The following is a 21716-nucleotide window of genomic DNA, read 5'->3' on the forward strand; positions in this document are numbered from 1 at the left end:
CCCCCGCCCTCCCTGACCGGCGGCGATTCCAGAGGACGAGGCGCCAAAGCAGCGCAGCAATCGGGCCCGGTCGCGCAACGGCCTGCCGTCAGCGTTCCCGACACGATGTCGACTCCGCGACCGTCCTCCACCACGGTCGAACCGGTCATGACCGGAAGCGGCGTCGGAGCCGGCTTCAAGTTCTGAGCGAGCGCCTGCCGCGAGGCTGCGACGTCCCGGTTGTTCATTCGGAAGCTCTCGAAGAGGTCGTCAACTCCCCTCAAGTCCATCGGAGATCCTCACAAGTGCGCTGGCGCATATTGCGCTGACACGTGCTCGCGAATGTTATATGCCGCAGCGGCATTAATAGGTGGTAGGTGCACATGACTTGGGTGGAAGCGATCGGCTGGCTGGCGGCAGGGCTCGCGATTGCGGGCAGCGCGATGAAAACCATCATCCCGCTGCGCTGCATCGGGATCGTCACCAACCTGGTGTCGCTCGTCTATGCGTACAATATGGGCCTGTTCCCGAGCATGGCGGTGAACATGATCCTGCTGCCGCTCAACGGCGTCAGGACATGGCAGATGCTGCGCCTGATCAGGACGGTCAGGGTCGCGTCGAAGAGCGACCTTTCCATGGAATGGCTGAAGCCGTTCATGGCGCGCCAAAGCGTCGAGGCCGGCGAGGTGCTGTTTTCAAAGGGCGATGCGGCCAATTGCATGTTCTATACGCTGTCCGGGCGCTACCGCCTGAGAGAGCTGGGAATCGATCTCCCTCAGGGAAAAGTCGTCGGCGAAATGGGCTTCCTGTCGCCCGACAACAAACGCTCGCAGACGCTGGAATGCATCGCGAGCGGCGACGTGCTCACCATCACCTACGACGAGGTGCGCCAGCTCTATTTCCAGAACCCCGAATTCGGTTTCTATTTTCTCCGGCTGACAAGCGAGCGCCTGTTCGAGAACGTGGGCAGGCTGGAAGCCGAGATCGCCCGACTTCGCAACCTGACCGCCCAACCCGGCACAGTGGAGCGCGCGGTGTCCACCTGAGGCACCTGCGGTTAATTCAGGCCGCGCCGGATTGTTTGCCGTTCAGGTCGACGCGGAATTCAGCCGCCGTCTTGGCCTTGATTTCCTCCACCGTCACGCCATCCGCGAGCTCGACCAGCGTCATGCCGCCATCACCCTTCTTGTCGATGGTGAAGACACCAAGATCGGTGATCACAAGATCGACCACGGCCGCGCCGGTGAGGGGAAGGTTGCATTCCTTGAGGAGCTTCGGCTCGTCCTTGGCGGTATGCTCCATGACGACGACGACGCGCTTGACGCCCGCCACCAGATCCATGGCGCCGCCCATGCCCTTGACCATCTTGCCGGGAATCATCCAGTTGGCGAGATCGCCGTTCTGCGCCACCTGCATGGCGCCGAGAATCGACAGATCGATATGGCCGCCGCGGATCATCCCAAAGGAATCGGCGCTCGAGAAATAGCTCGTCGTCGGCAATTCGGTGATCGTCTGCTTGCCCGCGTTGATCAGATCGGCGTCTTCCTCGCCCTCAAGCGGAAACGGGCCCATGCCGAGCATGCCGTTCTCGGATTGCAGCTGCACGCGCATGCCCGTCGGGATGTAGTTCGAGACCAGAGTCGGGATGCCGATGCCGAGGTTGACGTAAAACCCGTCGCGCAACTCCTTCGCGGCACGCGCCGCCATTTGATCGCGGGTCCAGGCCATCAGATTTCCTCCCCTGCCCCGGCAGCAGCAGCCGCTTCGGCGCGTTTGCGGGTCGTTCTTTGCTCGATATGCTTCACCGGGTTTGCCACGTGGACGATGCGTTTCACGAAGATGCCCGGCGTGTGGATGTGATCCGGCTCAATCGTGCCTGCCGGCACCAGATGCTCCACTTCGGCCACCGTCACCCTGGCGGCGCTCGCCATCATCGGATTGAAGTTCCGCGCAGTCTTTCGGTAGACCAGATTGCCTTCGGTATCGCCCTTCCAAGCGTGCACGACCGCGATATCCGCAAACAGGCCACGCTCCATGATGTAGCGCTCGCCGTCGAATTCACGCTCTTCCTTGCCCTCGGCGATCAACGTGCCGACGCCCGTCTTGGTGAAGAACGCCGGAATGCCGGCGCCACCGGCACGGATGCGCTCGGCGAGCGTTCCTTGCGGGTTGAATTCCAGTTCGAGTTCGCCGGAGAGAAATTGCTGCGCGAACAGCTTGTTTTCGCCCACGTAGGACGAGATCATCTTGGCGATCTGGCGCGTCTCCAGAAGTCGCCCCAGGCCCACACCATCGACGCCCGCATTGTTCGAGATGAAGGTGAGGTTCTTCGCGCCCGAATCACGGATGGCTTCGATCAGCGCTTCGGGAATGCCGCACAGGCCGAACCCGCCGGCCATGATGGTCATGCCATCCTTGACAAGCCCGGCCATGGCCGCAGGCGCATTTTTGTAGACCTTATCCATACAACGTCTCTCCCGGGCCGGGCCTGGTAACGGCCAAAGTCGCTTTTCACACCCTTGTGGGCTGTCGCGGACACCCTGCAACTTGGCCTCAATTTAGACAATCCCTTCCTATGCATATATGGAAACCTCATGGCGGCGCTGGCCCACCGGCAGCCGCCTGCTTTCTATGGCCGCCTCTCCGGCGGGATATCAGTATTCCGGATTTTCATCGAATGTCGCGTCGCGCCGTCCTTTCCATTGCGATCATTTGCCTGCTTCTGCTGGTGGGCGCGGCGATCCCGTGGACGCTCTCCAGCGGTGGCCTTGCGGCTAACGTAACGGCACACCTCAAGAGCCGTTACGGTGTCGAGTTGACGGTTGCCGGGCGCAGCACATTTGCCTTGCTGCCGACGCCGCGAATCAAGTTCGAGCAGATCGCTCTTCGCCAGCCCGCCACGTCGATCACGGCGGAAGGCGGCATTCTGCGGGCCGAGATCAATATCCTGCCCCTGCTGTGGGGCCGCATCGAACTCGACGCCGTGTCGCTGACCGAGACGCGGATCAGCGCCTCCACGGCTGCGTTACGATCGCGGGATTGGGCCGCTCTATTGGCTGATGCCTCCCGGAACGTTCGGATCAACCGCCTCGTTCTTGCGGGCTCATCCTTGCGGCTGGTCGACCGGCCTCAGGATGGGCTCGCCAAAATCAACGCGGTTTTTGCGTGGGCGGGCGAAGACGACACGCTCAGCGTCGTTGGATCCGCCGCCTGGCGGGGCGAGACGATCGCGGTCGAGCGCCTGCAGCTCCAGCCCTTTGCCCTCGCGTCCGGCCGACCCGGGAACCTCGCCATCACCGCCATGCTGCACGCGGCCCATATCACCGTCGAAGGCGTGGCGCAGGCAGGCACGGATCCGAACTTCAAGGGCACGAGCCTTTTGAAGGCGACCTCCGTGCGCAACTTCGCTCGTTGGAGCGGGCTCGATCTGCCCTTTGGATCTCTGCTGCGAGCCGTATCCATCGAGGGTCCGCTCTCGTTCGACCGCCGGGGCCTGTCCTGGCCCACGGTCGCGGTCAAGCTGGGCGGTGGGGTTCTCGAGGGAACGCTGGCTGCCAGGCTTGACGGCGAACGACCGCTCATCACCGGAACGCTTGCGGCCGACGACGTCGACCTGTCCGATCTCGTGGCGCCCCTCGCGCAAGCTATGACATCGTCCGGCACCTGGAGCGACGAGGTGATCGACCTGACGCGGACGACGGGCAGCGACCTCGATCTGCGGCTCTCCGCCTCCGATGCCCAATTCGCGCGCGTGCGTCTCGGCGACATGGCTGCCAGCGTGCAGGTGCGGCCCGGCCGCATCGAGGCATCCCTCGGGCGCGGCACGTTCCACGACGGAACCCTCAAGGGCCGCCTCTCGCTCGTGACCGTCGAAGGCGGAACCGAGATGCGTGTGCAGGGCGCCTTCGACCAGGTCGACATGGCGTCGTTTCTGACAGCCACCGGCCAGGGGCGCTGGCTGCAAGGACCGGGTCAGGGCCAGTTCCACGTCGAAGGCTTGGGCCGCACGCCCGCCGAGCTGGTGCGCCATGCGGCCGGCGACACTCAGGTGACGATCAAGGATGGCGAATTGATCGGAATCGGCCTCAGCGACGCCGTCCGCCGGATCGAGAAACGACCGTTGGCGGCCTCGCTCAACTGGAAAGGCGGCCGCACGCCGTTCGCACAGGCGCAAGTCCAGTTCAAACTGGTCGATGGCATCGCCGAAATCGCCGACAGCCGCCTAGTCGCGCCGGGTCTCGTGACGAGCCTGCACGGCAAGATTTCCCTCGTCGACCGGATGCTCGATCTCAAGGCGGATGTGTCGCCCGCCACCACCAGCCCCAGCCCCGCCCCGGCAATCGTGTTCGACGTGACCGGGCGCTGGCAGGACGTCGTCATCACGCCTGACGCACGCTCGTTCATCCAGAGATCGGGGGCGGCAAAGCCCCTGTTTGGCCCTTCGCATCCGCTCGCCACCGGCGCCGGGTCGCTCGCGACGGCTCAGTGAATCTCGGATCGCTGCGGCGTTAAACTTGACCGCTTGCTGATCAGCGTCGCGACAATAACGCCAAGCGTCACGATGCCGATGAGAATGGCCGAGGCTGCATTGATCTCAGGCGAAAGACCCAGCCGCACCTGCGAATAGATGCGGATCGGCAACGTGGTCGCACCCGGGCCGGTGTTGAAGCTCGCGATCACGAGATCGTCGAGCGACAGGGTGAAGGCCAACAGAAATCCCGCAACGACGGACGGTGCGATCAACGGCAGCGTCACGGAGAAAAACGTCCGCAACGGCGGCGCACCGAGATCCATTGCGGCCTCCTCGAGCGACCGGTCGAGTGTCATCAGGCGCGCCTGCACGATGACCGTGACGAAGCACATGGTCAGCGTCGTGTGCGCCAGCATAACGGTCAGAAAGCCGCGATCGAGATCGATGGCGACGAAGAACAGCAGCAGCGAGAGGCCGGTGATCACCTCCGGCATCACCATGGGCGCATACACCATGCCGGTGAAAAGCGTGCGGCCGGTAAAGCGCCCGTAACGGGTCAGCGCCAGGGCCGCGAGCGTCCCGAGCACGGTTGCAAAACTTGCCGAAAGAAGCGCGATGCGAAACGTCACCCAGGCGGCGTCCATGAGCGCTTCGTTGCGAAAGAACGCCGCGTACCATTGCGTCGAGAAACCACCCCAGACGGTGACGAGCCGCGATGCGTTGAACGAATAGACGACCAGCAACAGGATCGGCAGGTAGAGAAACGCGAAGCCCAACACCAGAGACGTCACGTTGAACAGCGAGAGACGGCGCGTCATGGCCGCGGTTCCAGCCGTCGCGATTCCACGTCGCGATAGATCACGATGGGAACAACCAGAATGATCAGCAGAAGGATCGCCACCGCGGAGGCCAGCGGCCAATCGCGGTTCGAGAAAAACTCGCTCCACAATTGCCGCCCGATCATCAGCGTTTCCGATCCGCCGAGCAGGTCGGGAATGACGAACTCGCCGACGGCCGGAATGAAGCACAACAGCGAACCGGCAATCACACCCGGCATGGCAAGCGGCACCGTTATGGTCCAGAACGTGCGCCACGGCGGCGAGCCGAGATCGAGCGCCGCCTCGATCAGCGTATCATCCATCTTTTCAAGGCTTGCGTAGAGCGGCAGCACCATGAACGGCAGATAGCCGTAGACGAGGCCGATATAGACCGCGACCTCACTGTTGAGGATGTGCAAGGGTTCGCTGATTGCGCCCAGCGCCATCAGACCCTGGTTCAGCAATCCTTCGGGCTTGAGGATGGCGATCCACGCGTAGATGCGGATGAGGAAACTCGTCCAGAACGGCAGGATGATGAGCGCCACCAGCAAGCCCCGGTGCCGCGCGGGCGCGCGCGCCATCGCGTAGGCGATCGGGAAACCCACCAGCAACAGCAGGATCGTCGCAATGCCGGCGATGCGGATCGACGAGAGCGTCGCCGACAGATAGAGGTCGTCGGATACGAGCGTCGTGAAATTCTCGAGATCGAGCCGGCTGAAAAAACCCGCCAGGTCACCCCACTCGAAGGCCGGGCGATAGGGTGGCTGCGCGACCGCCGGATCCGACAGGCTGATCTTGAGAACGATGAAAAACGGCGCGAGAAAGAAGATGCCGAGCCAGAGGAACGGCAACGCCGGCACCAGCGCGTTCGCCATCCGCTTGGATAGGCTGCGAGCGATCATCCGCTATTCCGCCAGGATCACCGCCGCATCCGGCGCAAACGTCACATGGACCTGCTCGTCCCAATCGATGGGGTTATCCACGAAGCGCGATCTGTTGGCGCGCGTGACGCGCACGATCGCGCCCGAGGGGAGCTTGATGCGATAAACGGTCCAGTCGCCGAGATAGCCGATATCCCAGACCTCGCCGCGCAGCACGTTCAGTGCATCGGGCGGCGGCTCCCCGCGATGGATCACCATCTTCTCCGGCCGCACCGCGATGGCGATCGCCTGTCCGTTTTGCAAAACCTCGTCCGCATCGTCGACGGTGAGCGGCCCGTGCGCCGATGAACTCTCGACCTGCCAGAGCCCGTCCTGTTGCCCCCGAACGCGGCCCTCGAGAATGTTCACATCCCCGACGAATTCGGCGATGAAGCGTGTCTTGGGCTGTTCGTAGATTTCGCCCGGCGTCGCCACCTGCACGATGCGGCCGTGATCCATCACGGCGATGCGATCGGCCATGGTCATTGCCTCCTCCTGGTCGTGCGTGACAACCACGAAGGTCATGCCGAGCGCATGCTGGAGATCCATCAGCTCGAACTGCGTTTCCTCGCGCAGCTTCTTGTCCAGCGCGCCGAGAGGTTCGTCGAGAAGCAGGAGCTTGGGACGCTTGGCGAGCGCGCGCGCCAGCGCCACCCGCTGACATTGACCACCGGAGAGCTGGCTTGGGTAGCGCTTCGCCAGCCGCTCCAGTTGCACCAGACGCAGCATCTCGTCGACGCGCGCGGCGATCTCGGCTCTGGGCAATCCGTCCTGCCGCAGGCCGAAGCCAATATTGCGCTCCACATTCATATGGGGAAACAGCGCGTAGGATTGGAACATCATGTTCACCGGACGCCGATAGGGCGGCACACCCGCAAGGTCACGGTCCGCGAGCGTGATGCTCCCTTCGCTCGGCTGCTCGAAGCCGGCCAGCATCCGCATGAGCGTGGTCTTGCCGCAGCCGGAGGGGCCGAGCAGGCAGAAGAATTCCCGTTCGAAAATGTCCAGCGACAGGCGGTCGACCGCAACGGCGTCGCCGAAGCGCTTGGTCACGTTCTCGAAGCGGATGAGCGGCCGCTCCGTCGGATCCGCCCATGGTGCAAACGAACGGCGCACTGCGCCCACGGAGGCCGATTCAGGAGAAGAAGCCAAAATGACGGAGCATCCTGCGCGAGCTTAAAAAATCGAAACGGCAACGTAGGATGATCGGCGCTTAAGAACAATATCCAAAACCGCCGCTGCCGAACGGGAAGCCCGCCGCCGCGTCTTTTCCTAGTGCCCTCCCCCGTCGCCCGGCGGCGCGGCGCGCGGCTTGCGAATGAGCGGAAGCGCGAAGATGAAGGCGGTGAACAGGAAGGTCAGCAGCAGGAACACATCCGCAAAGGCCATCACCAGAGCTTCCCGGCGCAGCATGTTCGATATGGTTTTGAGAGCGGCCGCCGACGCGTCCGAGCCGAGGCCGTGATAGTTCTGAGTGAGATTGTTGAGGGTCTCGACGGCTGTGACGCTACCCCAATCGACGCTCTCCCGCAGCCGTTGGAGATGCAGGTCCCAGCGGTCGTTCAGAATAGTGTTGATCAGCGCGAGCCCGACCGCGCCGCCAAGATTGCGCGTCAGGTTGTAGAGGCCGGCCGCGTTCTTGAGCCGCTGCGGCGGCAGCGTCCCGAGGGCGATGTTGTTGATCGGCACCATGCAGATCATCAACCCTACGCCGCGGAAGATCTGCGGCACAAACAGCTCCCAGAAATCCCAATCCTTGGTGAGCCCGGTCACCATCCATGTGCCATAAGCGAAGAAGAAAAAGCCAATGCCCATCATCACGCGCGGATCGAGCTTGCGCGACAGGATGCCGGCAACAGGCGCCATGAAAAACATGCACGCGCCGGTGACGAACATCGTCTCCCCAATCTGCAACGACGAGTAGCCGCGCACGCGGGCAAGATAGATCGGATAGAGGTAGGTCAGCCCGTAGAGGCCGATGCCCATGACGAAACTGAAAGCCGAACCGGTTGCGAAATTTCGGTCCGAAAACGCCCGCAGGTCGACGATCGCGTGCTCCGCCGTGAACGCGCGATAGAAGAACGCAATGCCCGTCGTGACGCCGGCGATCGCCAGGATGAGCACGGTCGGATCCTGAAACCAGTCGCTGGTCGGCCCTTCTTCGAGAACAAATTCGAGACTGCCGAGGAAGATCGCCATGAAGGCGAGACCGAACCAGTCGAATGTCTTGAAGAGGCTGAAATCCGGTTCGTCAAAATCGACCAGCAGGTAGGTTGATACCGTCACGAAGATGCCCGGCACGATGTTGACGAGAAACAGCCAGTGCCAGGAGAAAAGATCCGTCAGATAACCACCGACAGTCGGCCCGATGGTCGGCGCAAGCGTTGCGACGAGACCGATGATTGGTGAGATTATAGGACGTTTGCTCGGCGGGAAGATCGTGTAGGCGGAGGCAAAGACGGTCGGGATCATGCCGCCGCCGATGAAGCCCTGCAAGGCGCGCCAGACGATCATCTCCTCGATCGACGTTGAGGTGGCGCACATGATGCTCATGAGCGTGAAGCCGCCGGCCGAAATCACGAACATCCAGCGCGTCGACAGCATGCGAGACAACGTGCCGGACAGCGGGATCATGATGACTTCGGCAATCAGGTAGCTCGTCTGCACCCATGAGATCTCGTCGGCCGACGCCGAAAGGCCGGCTTGAATTTCAGCGAGCGACGCGGAGACGATCTGAATGTCCAGGATCGCCATGAACATTCCAAAGACCATGCAGATGAATGCGAATGTCCGCCGTCTCTCCTGCGCGGGTGATCGGGCCGCCGGTATCGCCCCTGGGACTCCGGTGATGGCAGCGCTGCCGGCCATGTCCGAAACCTTTATCGGACGCTGGCGGTCTTGTCGCCAGCGGACGTCCGCGTGTCGACGTCGACGACGACCGACATGCCGGGCCGCAACAGGTTCTGCTGCGCGACGCCGCCGCCAACAGCGATCCGAACCGGAACGCGCTGTACGATCTTGGTGAAGTTTCCGGTCGCGTTCTCCGGCGGCAACAGGCTGAACACCGAACCCGATGCGGGCGCGACGCTCTCGATCACGCCGCGAATGTCGTGGTTCGGATAGGCATCGACCTGCAGGTGCACAACCTGGCCTGGCTTGACGGCCGCGAGTTGGGTCTCCTTGAAATTCGCGTCCACATGCACCGACGCCAGCGGGACGATTGCGGCAAGCCGCGTGCCAGGTTGCACGTAGGTTCCGACTTCTACCGCCTTGTTGCCCACGATGCCGTCCACGGGCGCGCGGATTTCCGTGAATGAAAGGTCACGGTCAGCCTTGGCCAAAGCCGTCTGCAATTCCGCAGCGACCCGCTCGGCCTCGACCTGTTGGGCCGCCAAAACCTCGACATCGGCCTGAGCCGCCAGGAGAGCCGCCTGGGCTATCTTGACGTTGGCGTTGGCCCGGTCGCGGGCAGCCTGGGCCGACTCGAACGTCGCCTTGCTGGCGTAATCCGATTTGGCGAGTTGCTGCTGCCGGGCGAAATCCGAGGCTGCCTGCTGGGCGTCGGCCTGCGCCGCGACGATCTGCGCCTCCGCCTTCGCCACGGAGGCCCTCTCGGCCTCGATCTGGCGCCCGATGCGCGCGATGGCGCTCCGCTGGGTCGCAAGCTTGTCCATTGCCGACTGACGCGCGAGGCCGTAATCGCCCGGGTCGATCGTCGCGATCAGGTCGCCGGCCTTGACGCTCTGGTTCTGACCGACGGCGAGCGAAGCCACATAGCCCGAAACCTTCGCCGACAGGATGGTGATGTCCGCCTGCACATAAGCGTCGTCGGTCGAGACCATGAACCGGCCGGTTTTCCACCAATAGGAACCCTCGTACCCGCCGACGCCGAGGATGACGGCCAGCACGGCGAGGAGAACAAGGCGTTTGGCGCGGCCTGTTTTGGGCTTGGCAGCGGGAACGTCCGGACTTGCCGGTGCGGCGGCCTCCGGAATCTTCGCCCCTGGCGCGGGCGCACGATCATGAGAGCGGACCAGACTCTCTTCGCCGCGGCCCCGTAGATCTTTGTCGTGGTAAGCCATGTCAGCCTCATGGTCGGTTTCCGACCCAGGCACATCGTTATGCCAAGGGCTGGACGTCCGTTACACCGGCGCCTATATGATGTGACTGAACGGTTCGGTCAATAGCCTTGAGGTAACAAAAAAACGATGAGCGACGGACATCACACCGTGGAGCCTCTCTGCAGCGACACCGCCGAGGGCGGCGAGCGCAGCAAGCGCCGGCAGATCCTGCAAGGGGCCCGCGAGGTATTTCTAGCGCAAGGGTTTGACGGTGCCAGCATGGGCGAGATCGCACGCGCGTCAGGCGTCTCCAAGGGGACGCTTTACGTCTATTTCGACAGCAAGGACAAGCTTTTCGAGGTGCTCACGCTCGAGGAGAAGAAGACGCTGGCGGAGGTCCTGTTCAAGCTCGACCCGGAGAACCCGGATGTGCGTGCGGAACTGAGTGAACTCGGCGCATCGTTTCTCAAGTTCATGGCGCAACCTGAACATATCTCGTCGATCCGGATGGTGATCGGCGCCGCCGAAAAGTTTCCCCGCATCGGGCAGACATTCTATGAAGCCGGCCCCCAGCGAGGGATCGAGCGTCTGAGCGCCTATCTGGCCCGTCAGGCCGAGGCGGGCCGGCTGTCGATCCGCGATCCGGATACTGCGGCAGGGCACTTCCTGGCCTTATGCCAGGCGGAGACCATGAAACGCCTCCTCTTCGCCGTCGACACGGAACTCGGCCAGAACGAGATTGACGCGCGAGTTCGGGACGCCATCCGCGTTTTCTTCGCGGCCTACGGGCCGAAAGCCGCCGCCGGCTAGGACCTGCAAGCGAGAGGAGATCCGGCTCTAGGCGTCCTCGCGCATGGCGTCGTTGACGCGCGATCGCAGGACGTCGGGCTTGCACAGAACCAGCGCGCCACGGGTGCGCTCGATCAGGCCTTCATGGGACATCATGGTGAATTCCCGCGTCACCTGCTCGCGGCGGCAGCCGATGCGGGAGGCGATAATGTGGTGGAAGGGCGGCGGCGTGATAACCCGTTCGCCGATCCTGTCGTTGCGCGGTGCCGAGAGGCGCAACAACTCGGAATAGAGCCGGTGCCGGAGATCCAGCACCGTCTGTTCGACGAACCGCTCGTTCAATTCGCGGATCCGCGACGACATCAGGCAGAAAAGGCGCTCGGCCACCGCCTTGTGCGCGAAGACGAGTTCACGAAACGCCGTCGCCGGCATGACGCAGGCCTCCCCGCGAGTGAGCGCGCTCACATTGGCCGACCGCTTGATCCCGTCGAGAGCCGCCAACTCGCCAAATAGTTCATTGGGCCGAAGTTCGTCGAGGATCACTTCCTTGCCGGAGGCGGTGCGCATGAGAACGCGCACGTCGCCCGAAAGAAGGAAATAGACGTCGGTCGAGAGGTCGTCGAAATCGACCAGCGTCTCCTCGCCGTCGAAGCGCCGCCAGTTGCAGCGGGCCTCGTAGGGAGCCAGATCGATATTCAGATCCTTGAACAGCAGCGCATTGGCCAGCCGAGTCATGTTATCCCCCGACGTTTCCCACAAATTGGGTCATGGTTGAAGCTTAACGTCAACTTCGGTCGACGTTACGATGTTTCATAACGACAAAAAGCCGCGTCGGTTCCGCGCGGGTTCCGGATTTTTTCAAATAATGTGTCCCGCCCTGGACCTCGCCGATCGGACAGGCGGTCAGGCCTTGACCACCCGGTCGTCGGAAATGCCCGCCCGGGCGCAGGCATTGCGCGTGTCGACCACCACCTTCGCGGTATCGACGATCAGCTTGTAATCGACGTCGTCATGGTCGGTCGCGATGAGCACGGCGTCGTAGGCGGCCAGTGATTTCCGGTCGAGCGCGATGGTGCGGCGCCCAGCGAGGTCGGCATGCTCGCGGGTCATCGGAATGACCGGGATGTGCGGATCGAAATAATCCACACGGGCGCCCCGGCGCTCCATCAGCTCGATCAGCTTGAGCGAAGGGCTCTCGCGCAGGTCATCGACATTTTTCTTGTAGGCGACGCCGAGAATGAGGATGCGGGAGCCGGAGAAAGCCGTCCCGCTCCTGTCGACAGCCTCAACCAGCTTGTTGACCACGTGGTAGGGCATCTCCGTGTTGATCTGCCCGGCGAGCTCGATAAAGCGCGTGGCGATGTCGAACTCGCGCGCCTTCCAGGTCAGGTAGAACGGATCGATCGGCACGCAATGGCCGCCAAGCCCCGGACCGGGATAGAACGGCATGAAGCCGAACGGCTTGGTCTTCGCCGCGTCGATGACTTCCCACACGTCGATGCCCATCGCGTCGTAGACGACCTTCAGTTCGTTCACGAGGGCGATATTGACGGCGCGAAAAATGTTCTCGGTCAGTTTGACGGCCTCGGCCGTGGCGGTCGATGAGACCGGAACAGTCTTGACGATGAGCTGGCTGTAAAGCGCATCCGCAAGCGCCAGGGCGGCGGGACCGTCGCCGCCGACGACCTTGGGGATGGTCGAGGTGCCGAAATCCGGATTGCCGGGATCTTCCCGCTCGGGCGAGAAGGCAAGGAAGAAATCGACACCGCTCCTGAGGCCGTCAGCCTCCAGGATCGGCCTGATCACTTCATCGGTCGTGCCCGGATAGGTCGTCGATTCGAGCACCACCAATTGTCCGTTGCGCAGCCGAGGCGCAATCGCGCGGGCGGTTTTCACCACATAGGAGAGATCGGGCTCGCGATGTTTGGTGAGCGGGGTCGGCACGCAGATCAGAATGGCGTCAGGCTCGCCCAGCCGCTCGAAATCCGCGGTCGCCTCAAACTGGCCGCTCGTCACCACCTCGGCCATGAGATCGGCCCCGATATGCTTGATGACGCTCTCGCCCCGGTTGATGCGGTCGACGCGCGGGGCATTGATGTCGAAACCGATCACCTTGAAGCCGGCCTTGGCGCAGGCGATTGCCAGGGGAACGCCGACGTAGCCCAAGCCGACGATGCCGATTCGGGCGGTGCGATTTGTGAAGCTCGCAAGCAGCCCGGCAATGTCCACATTCGTCGCATCGGCTTTCGCCGGACGTTCAGCATGCATCTTAAGCTCCTGGCTACGCCTTGCCAGAGGCCGCTTCCCTTGTCAAAAGGCCCCATGTTGCACGCAAACGACCTTACCTATCGCATCGGCGACCGCGTTCTTTTCGATCGCGCGTCGTTTGCTCTGCCGAGCGGCAGCAAAGTCGGACTCGTGGGCCGCAACGGGGCCGGCAAGACCACCCTGTTCCGCATCATCCAGGGCGAACTATCGCCTGAGAGCGGCGAAGTCACACTTCCCCGCGGCCTACGAATCGGCGCGGTGGCGCAGGAGGCGCCCGGCGGGCCCGAAAGCCTGATCGAGGTGGTGCTGGCGGCCGACAAGGAACGCACCGCCCTTCTCACGGAGGCCGAGACGGCCGAAGGATTTCGCCGCGCCGAGATCGAGACCCGGCTCACCGATATCGGCGCCTATTCGGCTCCGGCGCGCGCCGCCACCATCCTGCATGGTCTCGGCTTCGATTCCGAGGCGCAGAACCGGCCCTGCTCTTCCTTTTCGGGCGGCTGGCGCATGCGCGTGGCACTTGCCGCGATCCTGTTCTCGGAACCGGATCTGCTCCTCCTCGACGAGCCCACGAACTATCTCGATCTGGAAGGCACCCTCTGGCTCTACGATTATCTCGGGCGCTACCCGCATACGGTGCTGGTGATCAGCCACGATCGCGAACTGCTCGATACCAGCGTCAGCCACATCCTCCATCTCGACCAGGCCAAGCTGTCGATCTATCGCGGCGGCTACACCTCGTTTGCCCGGCAATTCGCCGAAAAGCGCGAACTCACCGCGAAGGCGAAGGTCAAGCAGGATGCAGAGCGCAAGCACCTGCAGGCCTTCGTCGACCGCTTCAAGGCCAAGGCCTCCAAGGCCCGGCAGGCGCAATCGCGCGTCAAGCGCCTTGCCAAGCTCGATCCGATCTCGACCATCGTCGAGGACGACGTGCTGCCCTTCGATCTGCCGAGTCCGGAGCGGATGCTGGCGCCGCCGCTGATCGCGGTCGAGAGCGTCGCTGTCGGTTATGGCGAGCGCGTCATTCTCGACCGCCTCAATCTGACCATCCAGCCCGACGACCGCATCGCCCTGCTGGGCGCCAACGGCAACGGCAAATCGACGTTCTGCAAGCTCATCGGCGGCCGTCTGGCGCCGCTCAAGGGCGAGGTCCGGCACCCGCCTAAGATGGACGTCGCCTATTTTGCCCAGCATCAGGTGGACGAACTCAACCCCAACGCCACCGCCTACGACCATGTGGCGGCAAGGATGCCGGACGTTCCGGTCGCGAAGGCGCGGGCGCGCGCGGCCCGCTTCGGGTTCGGCGGATCGAAATCCGAAACGCCGGTTTCCAATCTGTCGGGCGGCGAAAAGGCGCGGCTCCTGATGGGGCTTGCGGCATTCAACGGCCCGAACCTGCTGATCCTCGACGAACCGACGAACCACCTCGATATCGACAGCCGCACGGCGCTGATGGAAGCGATCAACGATTACGAGGGCGCCGTCATCCTCGTCAGCCACGACCGCTTCCTCATCGAGGCTTGCGCGGACCGGCTGTGGATCGTCGGCAGCGGCACCGTGAAGCCCTTCGAGGGCGACATGGACGATTACCGGCAACTCGTCCTCTCGGGCGATCTCGATCCGCAAAAGCCAAGCGAGAAAACCGATGCCGCCGCGTCCTCGCGGGTCGACGAGCGACGGGCGGCGGCGGAGCGGCGGGTGGCGTTGGCGCCCTTGCGCAAGAAACTCGACCTCCTCGAAGCGCGGATGGCAAAGCTCACGGACATCATCGCCAAAGTGGATGCGGCGCTTGCCGACGGCAGCGCCTTCCTGAAAGATCCCGCGAAGGCCACCGAGCTCTCGAAAATGCGCGCCGAGGCGGCGGGCACGCTCGCTTCCACCGAAGAGGAATGGCTCACGATCAGCGGCGAGATCGAAGCCGCCAGCGCCTGAGCCCTACTTCACCACGCGGTCGAGGCGATTGTTGACGAACAGATACAATTCCCGTCCGCCGGGCTCCGAATAGAGCACCTGCACTTCGCGGGTTCCTTTGCCCTCGCCCACCAGCACATCGGTCGGCGTCTTGCCCTTGAGCCGCACCAGATCGCATTCGCCAATTCCGGGCTCGATGGCGGTTGCCGTCCCCGCAGCGCTACCGGTGCATCGGCCGTCCGGTCCGAGGACGGGGCCGAAATCCGCGGAGCCTGCCGGCATCGAGACCGCGGGCGGCGTGTATGCGGCCGCCGCCACCGGGGGCTGCGATCCGGTGCTGCCGCAGGCGGCCATGCCGAACGTCGCGAAGGCGATTGTGGAGACGTGCTTCAAGTGCATCTGGACTCAGTTCCCGTTGGTGATGGCGCGCGTCTTCAAGGCTTCGTCGAAAAGCTGCCTGACGTCGTCCCGGAAAGCCCGACGCGACGCATCCCGCGAATAGAACATGTGCCCGCCATCGTAAACCTTGAGCGCCACGCGCCTTTCCGGTCCGAAATCGGGAAGCTGGTTGAGGAGAAGCTGCGTCGCGAAATAAGGCGTCACGAGATCGGTGAAACCGTGCGTGACGAGGACCCGCATCTTGCCGTCTAGCGCCAGCGTCTGCCTCAGTTCCGCGACGTTCTCCGGCGTGTCGCGACCGCTTTCCCATTTCCACGCGCGGCTGACCGCCCCGTTGAGAAGTTCGTAGCGGCCCTCGGGCTTGTAATTGAGCATTCGACTCAAGTGGTCGATCATCGCGCTGGTCAGCGGCGCCGTCATCGCGCCCAGCACCGGGTCCTCGAAGCGGGATGATTCCGCGTGGGGGTTGGGGTCGGCACTCGACACATCGGTGTCGTAGGCGCTCACGATCCGGGCCGAGCTCCGGCGCAATTCGCGCTGGAAGGTGCGCGTGTCGATCCGGCCCGCGAGACGCTGGGTCAAAGCCGGATCGAGGCCGGTCAGTTCGCTCGTCCGTTTGGCAATCCGATCGACCGCGGCCTTGTCGACCACGCCGCGCATGAGATCGACCAGATACTCGCCGGATGCGTAACGCTCCGCCTCTTCCAGGGCCACCCGCGAGACCGGACCGCGCTGTGCGAGCGCCGCCGCCGCCATCGAAGGCAGCCGCGCCGCATCGACCCAGGGAGCATGCGTCGGTTGCTCGATCCAGTCGAAATCGAGCACCGGGGAGACGAGCACCAGACCACTCAACCCGACGCCAAGATCGCTCTGAAGCTTTTCGGCCACGAGCGGACCGCGAAAGCCGCCATAACTTTCGCCGGCGAAGAATTTCGGCGAACGGAGGCGGTTCTTTTCCTTCAGCCACCGGACGATGAAGGCTGAAAGCCCGTCGATGTCGCCCTGAATGGAATAGAAGCGTTCGCGAACCTGATCGCCGCCGAGGACGCGGCTATACCCGGTGCCCGGCGGGTCGATGAAGACCAGATCGGTGAAATCGAGCCAGGTCTCGGCGTTGGGTGCCACAACGGCTGGCTTCGAAGGGCTGATGCTCGATCCGTCGAGCGAGAGCCGCCAAGGCCCCATTGCGAGGAGGTTCAGGTAAGCCGAGGACGCTCCTGGGCCGCCATTGACGGCAAAGGTCACCGGCCGGTTCGCCAGATCCTCGTCATCGCGGAGATAGGCCACAAAGGCATATTCGGCCTGCGGCACGCCCTCGGGATTGGTAAGCGTCAGGCTGCCCGCCGTCGCCGTCAGTTTGATGGTGCGGCCCGGCAACTCGATCGTGTGACGGGTCACTGATTCTGGGGGCAGCCGCGTCTCGGTGTCCGCGCGCGGGCGGCGTGCTTCCTGCCGCTCGGCCGGCTGCTGGGCACGCTGATCGTCCTGCGCGAGCGTTGGAGGCGCGATGGCGAGGAACAGGGCTACGAGCAGCTTCAAACGAGCGGGCGAAGTCATCGGGATGATCCTCATGGCCTGCTGCAAATGGAACGCAAGTCGAATACGTTCCGAAAAGAGTGCGTGTCTCACGCCTTGCGCTCCCACCGGCCGCGTTCGTCCTGCTGCCAATAGGTGGCCTCCCGACCGCTTTCCTTTACAGTACGCCACTGGTCGCGGGCCATGGCGAGCGCCCGGTCGTCCTCGCCGTCGAACAGGATGACGATGCGCTCGTAAGCGTCCATGTCCGCTGGCAAATCGGCACCTTCCACCAGGAAGCGGATGGCGGCGCCGTTCGGGTTATCAGCCGAGAGCGTGAGCAGGATCGGCTGCTCGGCCCCGTGCGGCTCGCGGTCGGTGCCGTGGGCCAGGAAACTGTCGTCGGCAAAGGTCCACAGGTGATCGTCGAGCGCCGTCAGCCGTTCGTCGCTCGTCGCCTGCACGACGGCGCGCCAGCCGCGCTCGCGCGTCTTCTGCAGGAGCGTCGGCAGAACCGCCTCGAGCGGCTGGCGCTGCAGATGGTAAAACAGGATGTCAGGCATCGGCACCTGTCCGACCGGACCCCATCGCGTTGCTCGTTCCGCAATCCTTTGCCACGAACCGCGTCACCGCTCGTAATGGTCGTGAACGAGACGATCGAGCAGCCGGACGCCCCAGCCGGATGCCCAGCCCTTGTTGATTTCGCTTTGCGGCGAACCCATCGCCGTGCCGGCGATATCGAGATGCGCCCACGGCACATCGTTGACGAAGCGCTGAAGCAGAGCGGCCGCCGTACTCGAACCGCCGAGGCGGCCCGCCGAGTTCTTCATGTCGGCAAATTTCGACTCGATCATCTTGTCGAATTCCGGCCCCAGCGGCATCCGCCAGACCCGCTCCCCGGTCTCGTTGCCGGCAACGGAGAGACGTTCCGCCAATTCATCGTTGTTCGAGAACAGACCGGCATATTCCTGCGCCAGCGCCACGAGAATCGCGCCCGTCAGGGTCGCGAGGTTGACGATGAATTTCGGCTTGAAGCGGTCCTGAACGTACCAGAGCACGTCGGCCAGAACGAGCCGGCCTTCCGCGTCGGTGTTGATGATTTCGATGGTCTGGCCCGACATGGTCGTGACGATGTCGCCGGGCCGCTGCGCATTCCCGTCCGGCATGTTCTCGACGAGGCCGATCGCCCCGATGACGTTCGCCTTGGCCTTGCGGCTGGCCAGCGCGTGCATGAGGCCCACCACGCAGGCGGCGCCCGCCATGTCGCCTTTCATGTCTTCCATGCCGCCGCCGGGCTTGATCGAGATGCCGCCTGAATCGAACACCACGCCCTTGCCCACGAAGGCGATCGGCTGATCGGAAGTCTTGCCGCCGTTCCAGCGCATGATGGCGACGCGGCTTTCCCGCTCGGAGCCCTGCCCAACCGCGAGGAGTGCGCGCAGGCCGAGCTTTTCCAGCGCCTTCTCGTTCAGAATCTCAACCTCGACTCCAAGTTTGCTCAGAGCCTCGGCGCGCGCGGCGAATTCCTTCGGGCCGAGAACGTTCGGCGGCTCGTTGACGAGGTCGCGCGCGATGATGACGCCGGTGGCGACGCCGTCCAGCGCCTTGTGGGCTTTCTTCGCGGCGGCAGGATCGGCGACCTGGAACAGCAGCGTGGTGGCACCGTCCACCGCGTTGTCGTCCTTCTTTGTCTTATAGCGGTCGAAGCTGTAGCCTCGCAGACGTGCGCCGAGCGCCATATCGGCGACGTTTTTCGGCGTCGGCTCGAGGCCGGGAAGATCCACCACGACAGTGGCGGTTCTCGCCGCCACCTTGCCGGCGACGACACCACCCAGCTGGGCGTAGTCGGTTTTGGCGAGATCCTTGTCTCCACCGAGGCCCACCAGCACGATCCGATCGACGGGGACGCTTGCGGGCGCCACGATCGTCATCGCCGACTTGGCCTTGCCCTTGAATTTTTCCGCCGCTGCCGCCTTTGCGATCAGGCCATTGGCCGCCGTCCCGAGCCGCTTCGCGACCGCCGGACCGGGTTTCAGGTTCTCGCCGACGAAAATCACAAGATCGCCACCGTCCGCCGCCTCGAAGGCGCGAAACTCGATTTTTAAGGTGTCGGCCATAAGATCCTCTTGCCTGTTGGGCCGGTGCCCCCGGCTGCGACTTATCGGACATACAGTAATTCCCCGAGGGGATCACCTAAGGCTTTGCCGTGAAAGCGGCGCAATCGCAAGCTCTTGAGAGCGCGGCCTTCGGGTGAGGAGGCGGTGGTCATCTTGCCTGGGAACATGTGACGGAGTACCGAGGTCCGCATGACACTGCTCGAGCGCTATATCCTGAAGATCTCGTTCACGGCCTTCGCCGCGTGCCTGATCGCCCTGACGGCGGTGATCTGGATCACGCAGGCGTTGCGGGAACTCGATCTTCTGACGGGCAAGGGCCAGACGATCTTCATCTTCCTGACCGTGACCGGCCTCTCACTGCCGGCGCTGATCAACGTCATTTCGCCGGTCGCGCTTTTCCTCGCCACTCTTTATGCACTGAACAAGCTCAACGGGGATTCCGAGCTGATCGTGATGAGCGCCGCCGGCATGCCGCCGCAGCGGCTCATGCGGCCCTTCCTGGCGCTCGGCGCCTTCGTGTGCGTCATCGTCGGCATGATCACCATCTACATCATGCCGGCGAGCTTTCAGGAGCTTCGTAACCTGGTCACCAAGATCCGGGCGGACTTCGTCGCCACCATGGCGAAGGAAGGCCAGTTCATCACGCTGGATAACGGCATCACGTTCCATTACCGCGAGCGCTCCGGCGATGCCCTCCTTGGAATCTTCATGGAAGATCAACGGGATAAGAAAAAAGTCGTGGTTTATCTGGCTGAGCGCGGGCAAACCGTCGAATCGAACGGTCAAGCCTATCTGGTGCTCGAACAGGGTAGCGTCCAGCGCAAGGAGCCGGATAGCCGCGACAGCTCCATCGTTGCGTTCGAGCGCTATGCGGTCGATCTGTCGGCGTTCAATCAGGAGGGCGGCGACGTCGTCTACAAGCCGCGCGAGCGCGGGACGACCCAGCTTCTCTTTCCTGACAAGAAGGAATTCTTCTACCAGTTCCAGGAAGGTCGCTTCCGCGCCGAGCTCCATGATCGGCTCTCATCCTGGCTCTATCCGCTGGCCATGATGGCGATCGCCTTCGCGGCGCTCGGCGATGCGCGCACGACCCGTCAGGGACGCGGCGTTGCGATCGCGGCTGCGGTCGTGGCGGTGGTGATCCTTCGCGTTGCGGGTTTCGCTGCGTCAAGCGCAGTGGTCCGCACGCCCTGGGCCATCATCGGCGTCTACGGCGCGCCCCTGCTTGCCATCGTCATTTCGTTGATGCTGATCCTCCAGGGAGCGGGCATCCGGAAAGCGCGGGCGCGAATCGGGGCTTGGGGCCGGGCCATTTTGCCCTCCCGCGGCACTAGAGTGCAAAAGGCCTGACGATGCTCATCGGCGCGACCCTCGGCGGGTATTTCTCGCGGCAATTCCTGAAGACGATCTTTCTCGTCTTCGCCACCGTTTTCTCCCTCGTCTACACCCTCGATTTCGTCGAGCTGATGCGCCGCGCCGGCGATGCGGAGAACGCCAGCGCGGGGCTGATGGCCCAATTGGCGCTGTTCCGCACTCCCGTGATCGCCGAGCAGGTCATGCCCTTCGCCGTGCTTTTCGGCAGCATGGCGGCGCTGCTCCAGCTGAGCCGGAAGCTCGAACTGGTAATTGCCCGGGCGGCCGGCGTCTCGGCGTGGCAGTTCCTGCAACCCGGATTGCTCGTTGCGCTGGTCATCGGGATCGCATCGGTGACGATCTACAACCCGGTTTCGGCGATGCTCAAGCAGCGGGCGGCGGAGCTCGAAACCCGGATCTTTTCGCGCACTCTCCAAACGAGCGGGAAGCCAATCTGGCTCAGGCAGCGAAGCCTCGATGGGCAAGCCATTTTCCGCGCCGACGGAGCCGTCAACGACACGACGACGATCACCGGCGTGACGGTCTACACGTTTACCAGTTCGGGCACGTTCACCCAGCGAATCGAAGCCCGGGAGGCGACCCTCCACCAGGGTTTCTGGTCGCTCAAGAAAGCCCGCATTCTCACCGGAACCGAGCCCCCGCAGGCGTTCGACCAATATGTGATCGCGTCGAATCTGGAGCCGTCCCAGGTCCGACAGAGCTTTATCGAGCCTGACGCCGTGCCGTTCTGGAACCTGAAGCAGACCATCGAACAATTGCAGAAAGCCGACCTCAACGCGAACGCCTATCGGTTGCATTACGACGTGCTCCTCGCCCGCCCCTTGCTGTTCGTCGCGATGGTCCTGGTGGCCGCTTCCGTTTCATTAAGATTCTTTCGATTTGGCGGCGTGGCCATGATGGTTCTGGGTGGCGTGGCTGCCGGCTTCATGCTTTATGTCGCCACTGAGCTTATGGCGGAGCTTGGCGCCTCCGGGATCATCAGCTCGGCAGTCGCTGCGTGGCTTCCGGCAATCGTCGGAAGCTTGTTGGGAATACTTGCCTTGTTGTACCAAGAGGACGGCTGATGCGCCTCGTGGTGAAGGCTTCGCAAGGAG

20 protein-coding genes are annotated in these 21716 nt (G+C 63.4%); 6 read left to right on the forward strand and 14 right to left on the reverse strand.

Features of this window, described 5'->3' with window-relative positions; genetic code table 11:
- Window positions 1-227 (reverse strand): hypothetical protein (locus FEZ63_RS12750; RefSeq protein ID WP_150944990.1); only part of this gene is annotated, 227 nt, incomplete at its 3' end.
- 135 nt (window positions 228-362) lie between these two features.
- Between FEZ63_RS12750 and FEZ63_RS12755 the strand changes: the two genes are divergently transcribed.
- The gene (locus tag FEZ63_RS12755) at window positions 363-1025 is read left to right on the forward strand and encodes a Crp/Fnr family transcriptional regulator (RefSeq protein WP_150944992.1); all 663 of its coding nucleotides are present in this window, start codon (window positions 363-365) and stop codon (window positions 1023-1025) included.
- A gap of 16 nt (window positions 1026-1041) precedes the next feature.
- On the opposite strand, the gene FEZ63_RS12760 is transcribed toward FEZ63_RS12755, so the two are convergent.
- The gene (locus FEZ63_RS12760; protein WP_150944993.1) at window positions 1042-1707 is read right to left on the reverse strand and encodes a 3-oxoacid CoA-transferase subunit B; all 666 of its coding nucleotides are present in this window, start codon (window positions 1705-1707) and stop codon (window positions 1042-1044) included.
- The gene (locus FEZ63_RS12765) at window positions 1707-2444 is read right to left on the reverse strand and encodes a CoA transferase subunit A (RefSeq protein ID WP_150944995.1); all 738 of its coding nucleotides are present in this window, start codon (window positions 2442-2444) and stop codon (window positions 1707-1709) included. The genes FEZ63_RS12760 and FEZ63_RS12765 overlap by 1 nt, the downstream gene beginning before the upstream one ends.
- Window positions 2445-2656: 212 nt before the next feature.
- Between FEZ63_RS12765 and FEZ63_RS12770 the strand changes: the two genes are divergently transcribed.
- Window positions 2657-4468, forward strand: coding sequence for an AsmA family protein (locus FEZ63_RS12770; RefSeq protein ID WP_162419742.1), 1812 nt, complete (start codon window positions 2657-2659; stop codon window positions 4466-4468).
- Here FEZ63_RS12770 and FEZ63_RS12775 read toward each other — a convergent pair.
- The 5 genes from FEZ63_RS12775 to FEZ63_RS12795 form a co-directional block, all read right to left on the reverse strand.
- On the reverse strand, window positions 4462-5268 hold the full coding sequence (locus tag FEZ63_RS12775) for an ABC transporter permease (RefSeq protein WP_150944999.1): 807 nt from the start codon (window positions 5266-5268) through the stop codon (window positions 4462-4464). The genes FEZ63_RS12770 and FEZ63_RS12775 overlap by 7 nt on opposite strands.
- Window positions 5265-6170, reverse strand: coding sequence for an ABC transporter permease (locus FEZ63_RS12780; protein WP_150945001.1), 906 nt, complete (start codon window positions 6168-6170; stop codon window positions 5265-5267). The genes FEZ63_RS12775 and FEZ63_RS12780 overlap by 4 nt, the downstream gene beginning before the upstream one ends.
- A 3-nt stretch (window positions 6171-6173) precedes the next feature.
- The gene (locus FEZ63_RS12785; RefSeq protein ID WP_420846278.1) at window positions 6174-7343 is read right to left on the reverse strand and encodes an ABC transporter ATP-binding protein; all 1170 of its coding nucleotides are present in this window, start codon (window positions 7341-7343) and stop codon (window positions 6174-6176) included.
- 117 nt (window positions 7344-7460) lie between these two features.
- On the reverse strand, window positions 7461-9056 hold the full coding sequence (locus FEZ63_RS12790; RefSeq protein ID WP_150945003.1) for a DHA2 family efflux MFS transporter permease subunit: 1596 nt from the start codon (window positions 9054-9056) through the stop codon (window positions 7461-7463).
- An 11-nt stretch (window positions 9057-9067) separates the two neighbouring features.
- A complete protein-coding gene (locus FEZ63_RS12795) occupies window positions 9068-10270 on the reverse strand; it encodes an HlyD family secretion protein (protein ID WP_150945005.1) in 1203 nt (400 codons plus the stop codon).
- Between the two features lie 126 nt (window positions 10271-10396).
- Between FEZ63_RS12795 and FEZ63_RS12800 the strand changes: the two genes are divergently transcribed.
- Window positions 10397-11059 (forward strand): TetR/AcrR family transcriptional regulator, encoded by a 663-nt coding sequence (locus FEZ63_RS12800; protein ID WP_150945007.1) that lies wholly within the window; start codon window positions 10397-10399, stop codon window positions 11057-11059.
- A 27-nt stretch (window positions 11060-11086) separates the two neighbouring features.
- On the opposite strand, the gene FEZ63_RS12805 is transcribed toward FEZ63_RS12800, so the two are convergent.
- Window positions 11087-11773: a Crp/Fnr family transcriptional regulator gene (locus FEZ63_RS12805; RefSeq protein ID WP_150945009.1), complete on the reverse strand. Its 687-nt coding sequence runs from the start codon at window positions 11771-11773 to the stop codon at window positions 11087-11089.
- 168 nt (window positions 11774-11941) lie between these two features.
- A complete protein-coding gene (locus FEZ63_RS12810) occupies window positions 11942-13306 on the reverse strand; it encodes a nucleotide sugar dehydrogenase (protein ID WP_150945011.1) in 1365 nt (454 codons plus the stop codon).
- 54 nt (window positions 13307-13360) lie between these two features.
- On the opposite strand from FEZ63_RS12810, the gene FEZ63_RS12815 reads away from it, so the two are divergent.
- The gene (locus FEZ63_RS12815; protein WP_150945013.1) at window positions 13361-15238 is read left to right on the forward strand and encodes an ABC-F family ATP-binding cassette domain-containing protein; all 1878 of its coding nucleotides are present in this window, start codon (window positions 13361-13363) and stop codon (window positions 15236-15238) included.
- A gap of 3 nt (window positions 15239-15241) precedes the next feature.
- On the opposite strand, the gene FEZ63_RS12820 is transcribed toward FEZ63_RS12815, so the two are convergent.
- The 4 genes from FEZ63_RS12820 to FEZ63_RS12835 all read right to left on the reverse strand — a co-directional run bounded on the left by FEZ63_RS12820 (window position 15242) and on the right by FEZ63_RS12835 (window position 19248).
- Complete coding sequence (locus FEZ63_RS12820; RefSeq protein ID WP_150945015.1) at window positions 15242-15616, reverse strand: hypothetical protein; 375 nt, start codon at window positions 15614-15616, stop codon at window positions 15242-15244.
- Window positions 15617-15622: 6 nt separating this feature from the next.
- Window positions 15623-17173, reverse strand: coding sequence for a S10 family peptidase (locus FEZ63_RS12825; RefSeq protein ID WP_150945017.1), 1551 nt, complete (start codon window positions 17171-17173; stop codon window positions 15623-15625).
- A gap of 68 nt (window positions 17174-17241) precedes the next feature.
- Entirely contained in the window at window positions 17242-17694 is a 453-nt protein-coding gene (locus FEZ63_RS12830; RefSeq protein ID WP_150945019.1) for a DNA polymerase III subunit chi, read from the reverse strand.
- Window positions 17695-17757: 63 nt separating this feature from the next.
- On the reverse strand, window positions 17758-19248 hold the full coding sequence (locus FEZ63_RS12835; protein WP_150945021.1) for a leucyl aminopeptidase: 1491 nt from the start codon (window positions 19246-19248) through the stop codon (window positions 17758-17760).
- Between the two features lie 189 nt (window positions 19249-19437).
- On the opposite strand from FEZ63_RS12835, the gene lptF reads away from it, so the two are divergent.
- Both lptF and lptG read left to right on the forward strand, forming a co-directional pair.
- Window positions 19438-20598, forward strand: a complete 1161-nt coding sequence (gene lptF, locus FEZ63_RS12840) for an LPS export ABC transporter permease LptF (protein ID WP_150945024.1) — start codon at window positions 19438-19440, stop codon at window positions 20596-20598.
- A 2-nt stretch (window positions 20599-20600) separates the two neighbouring features.
- Complete coding sequence (lptG, locus tag FEZ63_RS12845) at window positions 20601-21686, forward strand: LPS export ABC transporter permease LptG (protein ID WP_150945026.1); 1086 nt, start codon at window positions 20601-20603, stop codon at window positions 21684-21686.
- Window positions 21687-21716 lie beyond the last annotated feature (30 nt).

Source organism: Microvirga brassicacearum (assembly GCF_008757455.1).
Taxonomy (GTDB): Bacteria; Pseudomonadota; Alphaproteobacteria; order Rhizobiales; family Beijerinckiaceae; genus Microvirga; species Microvirga brassicacearum.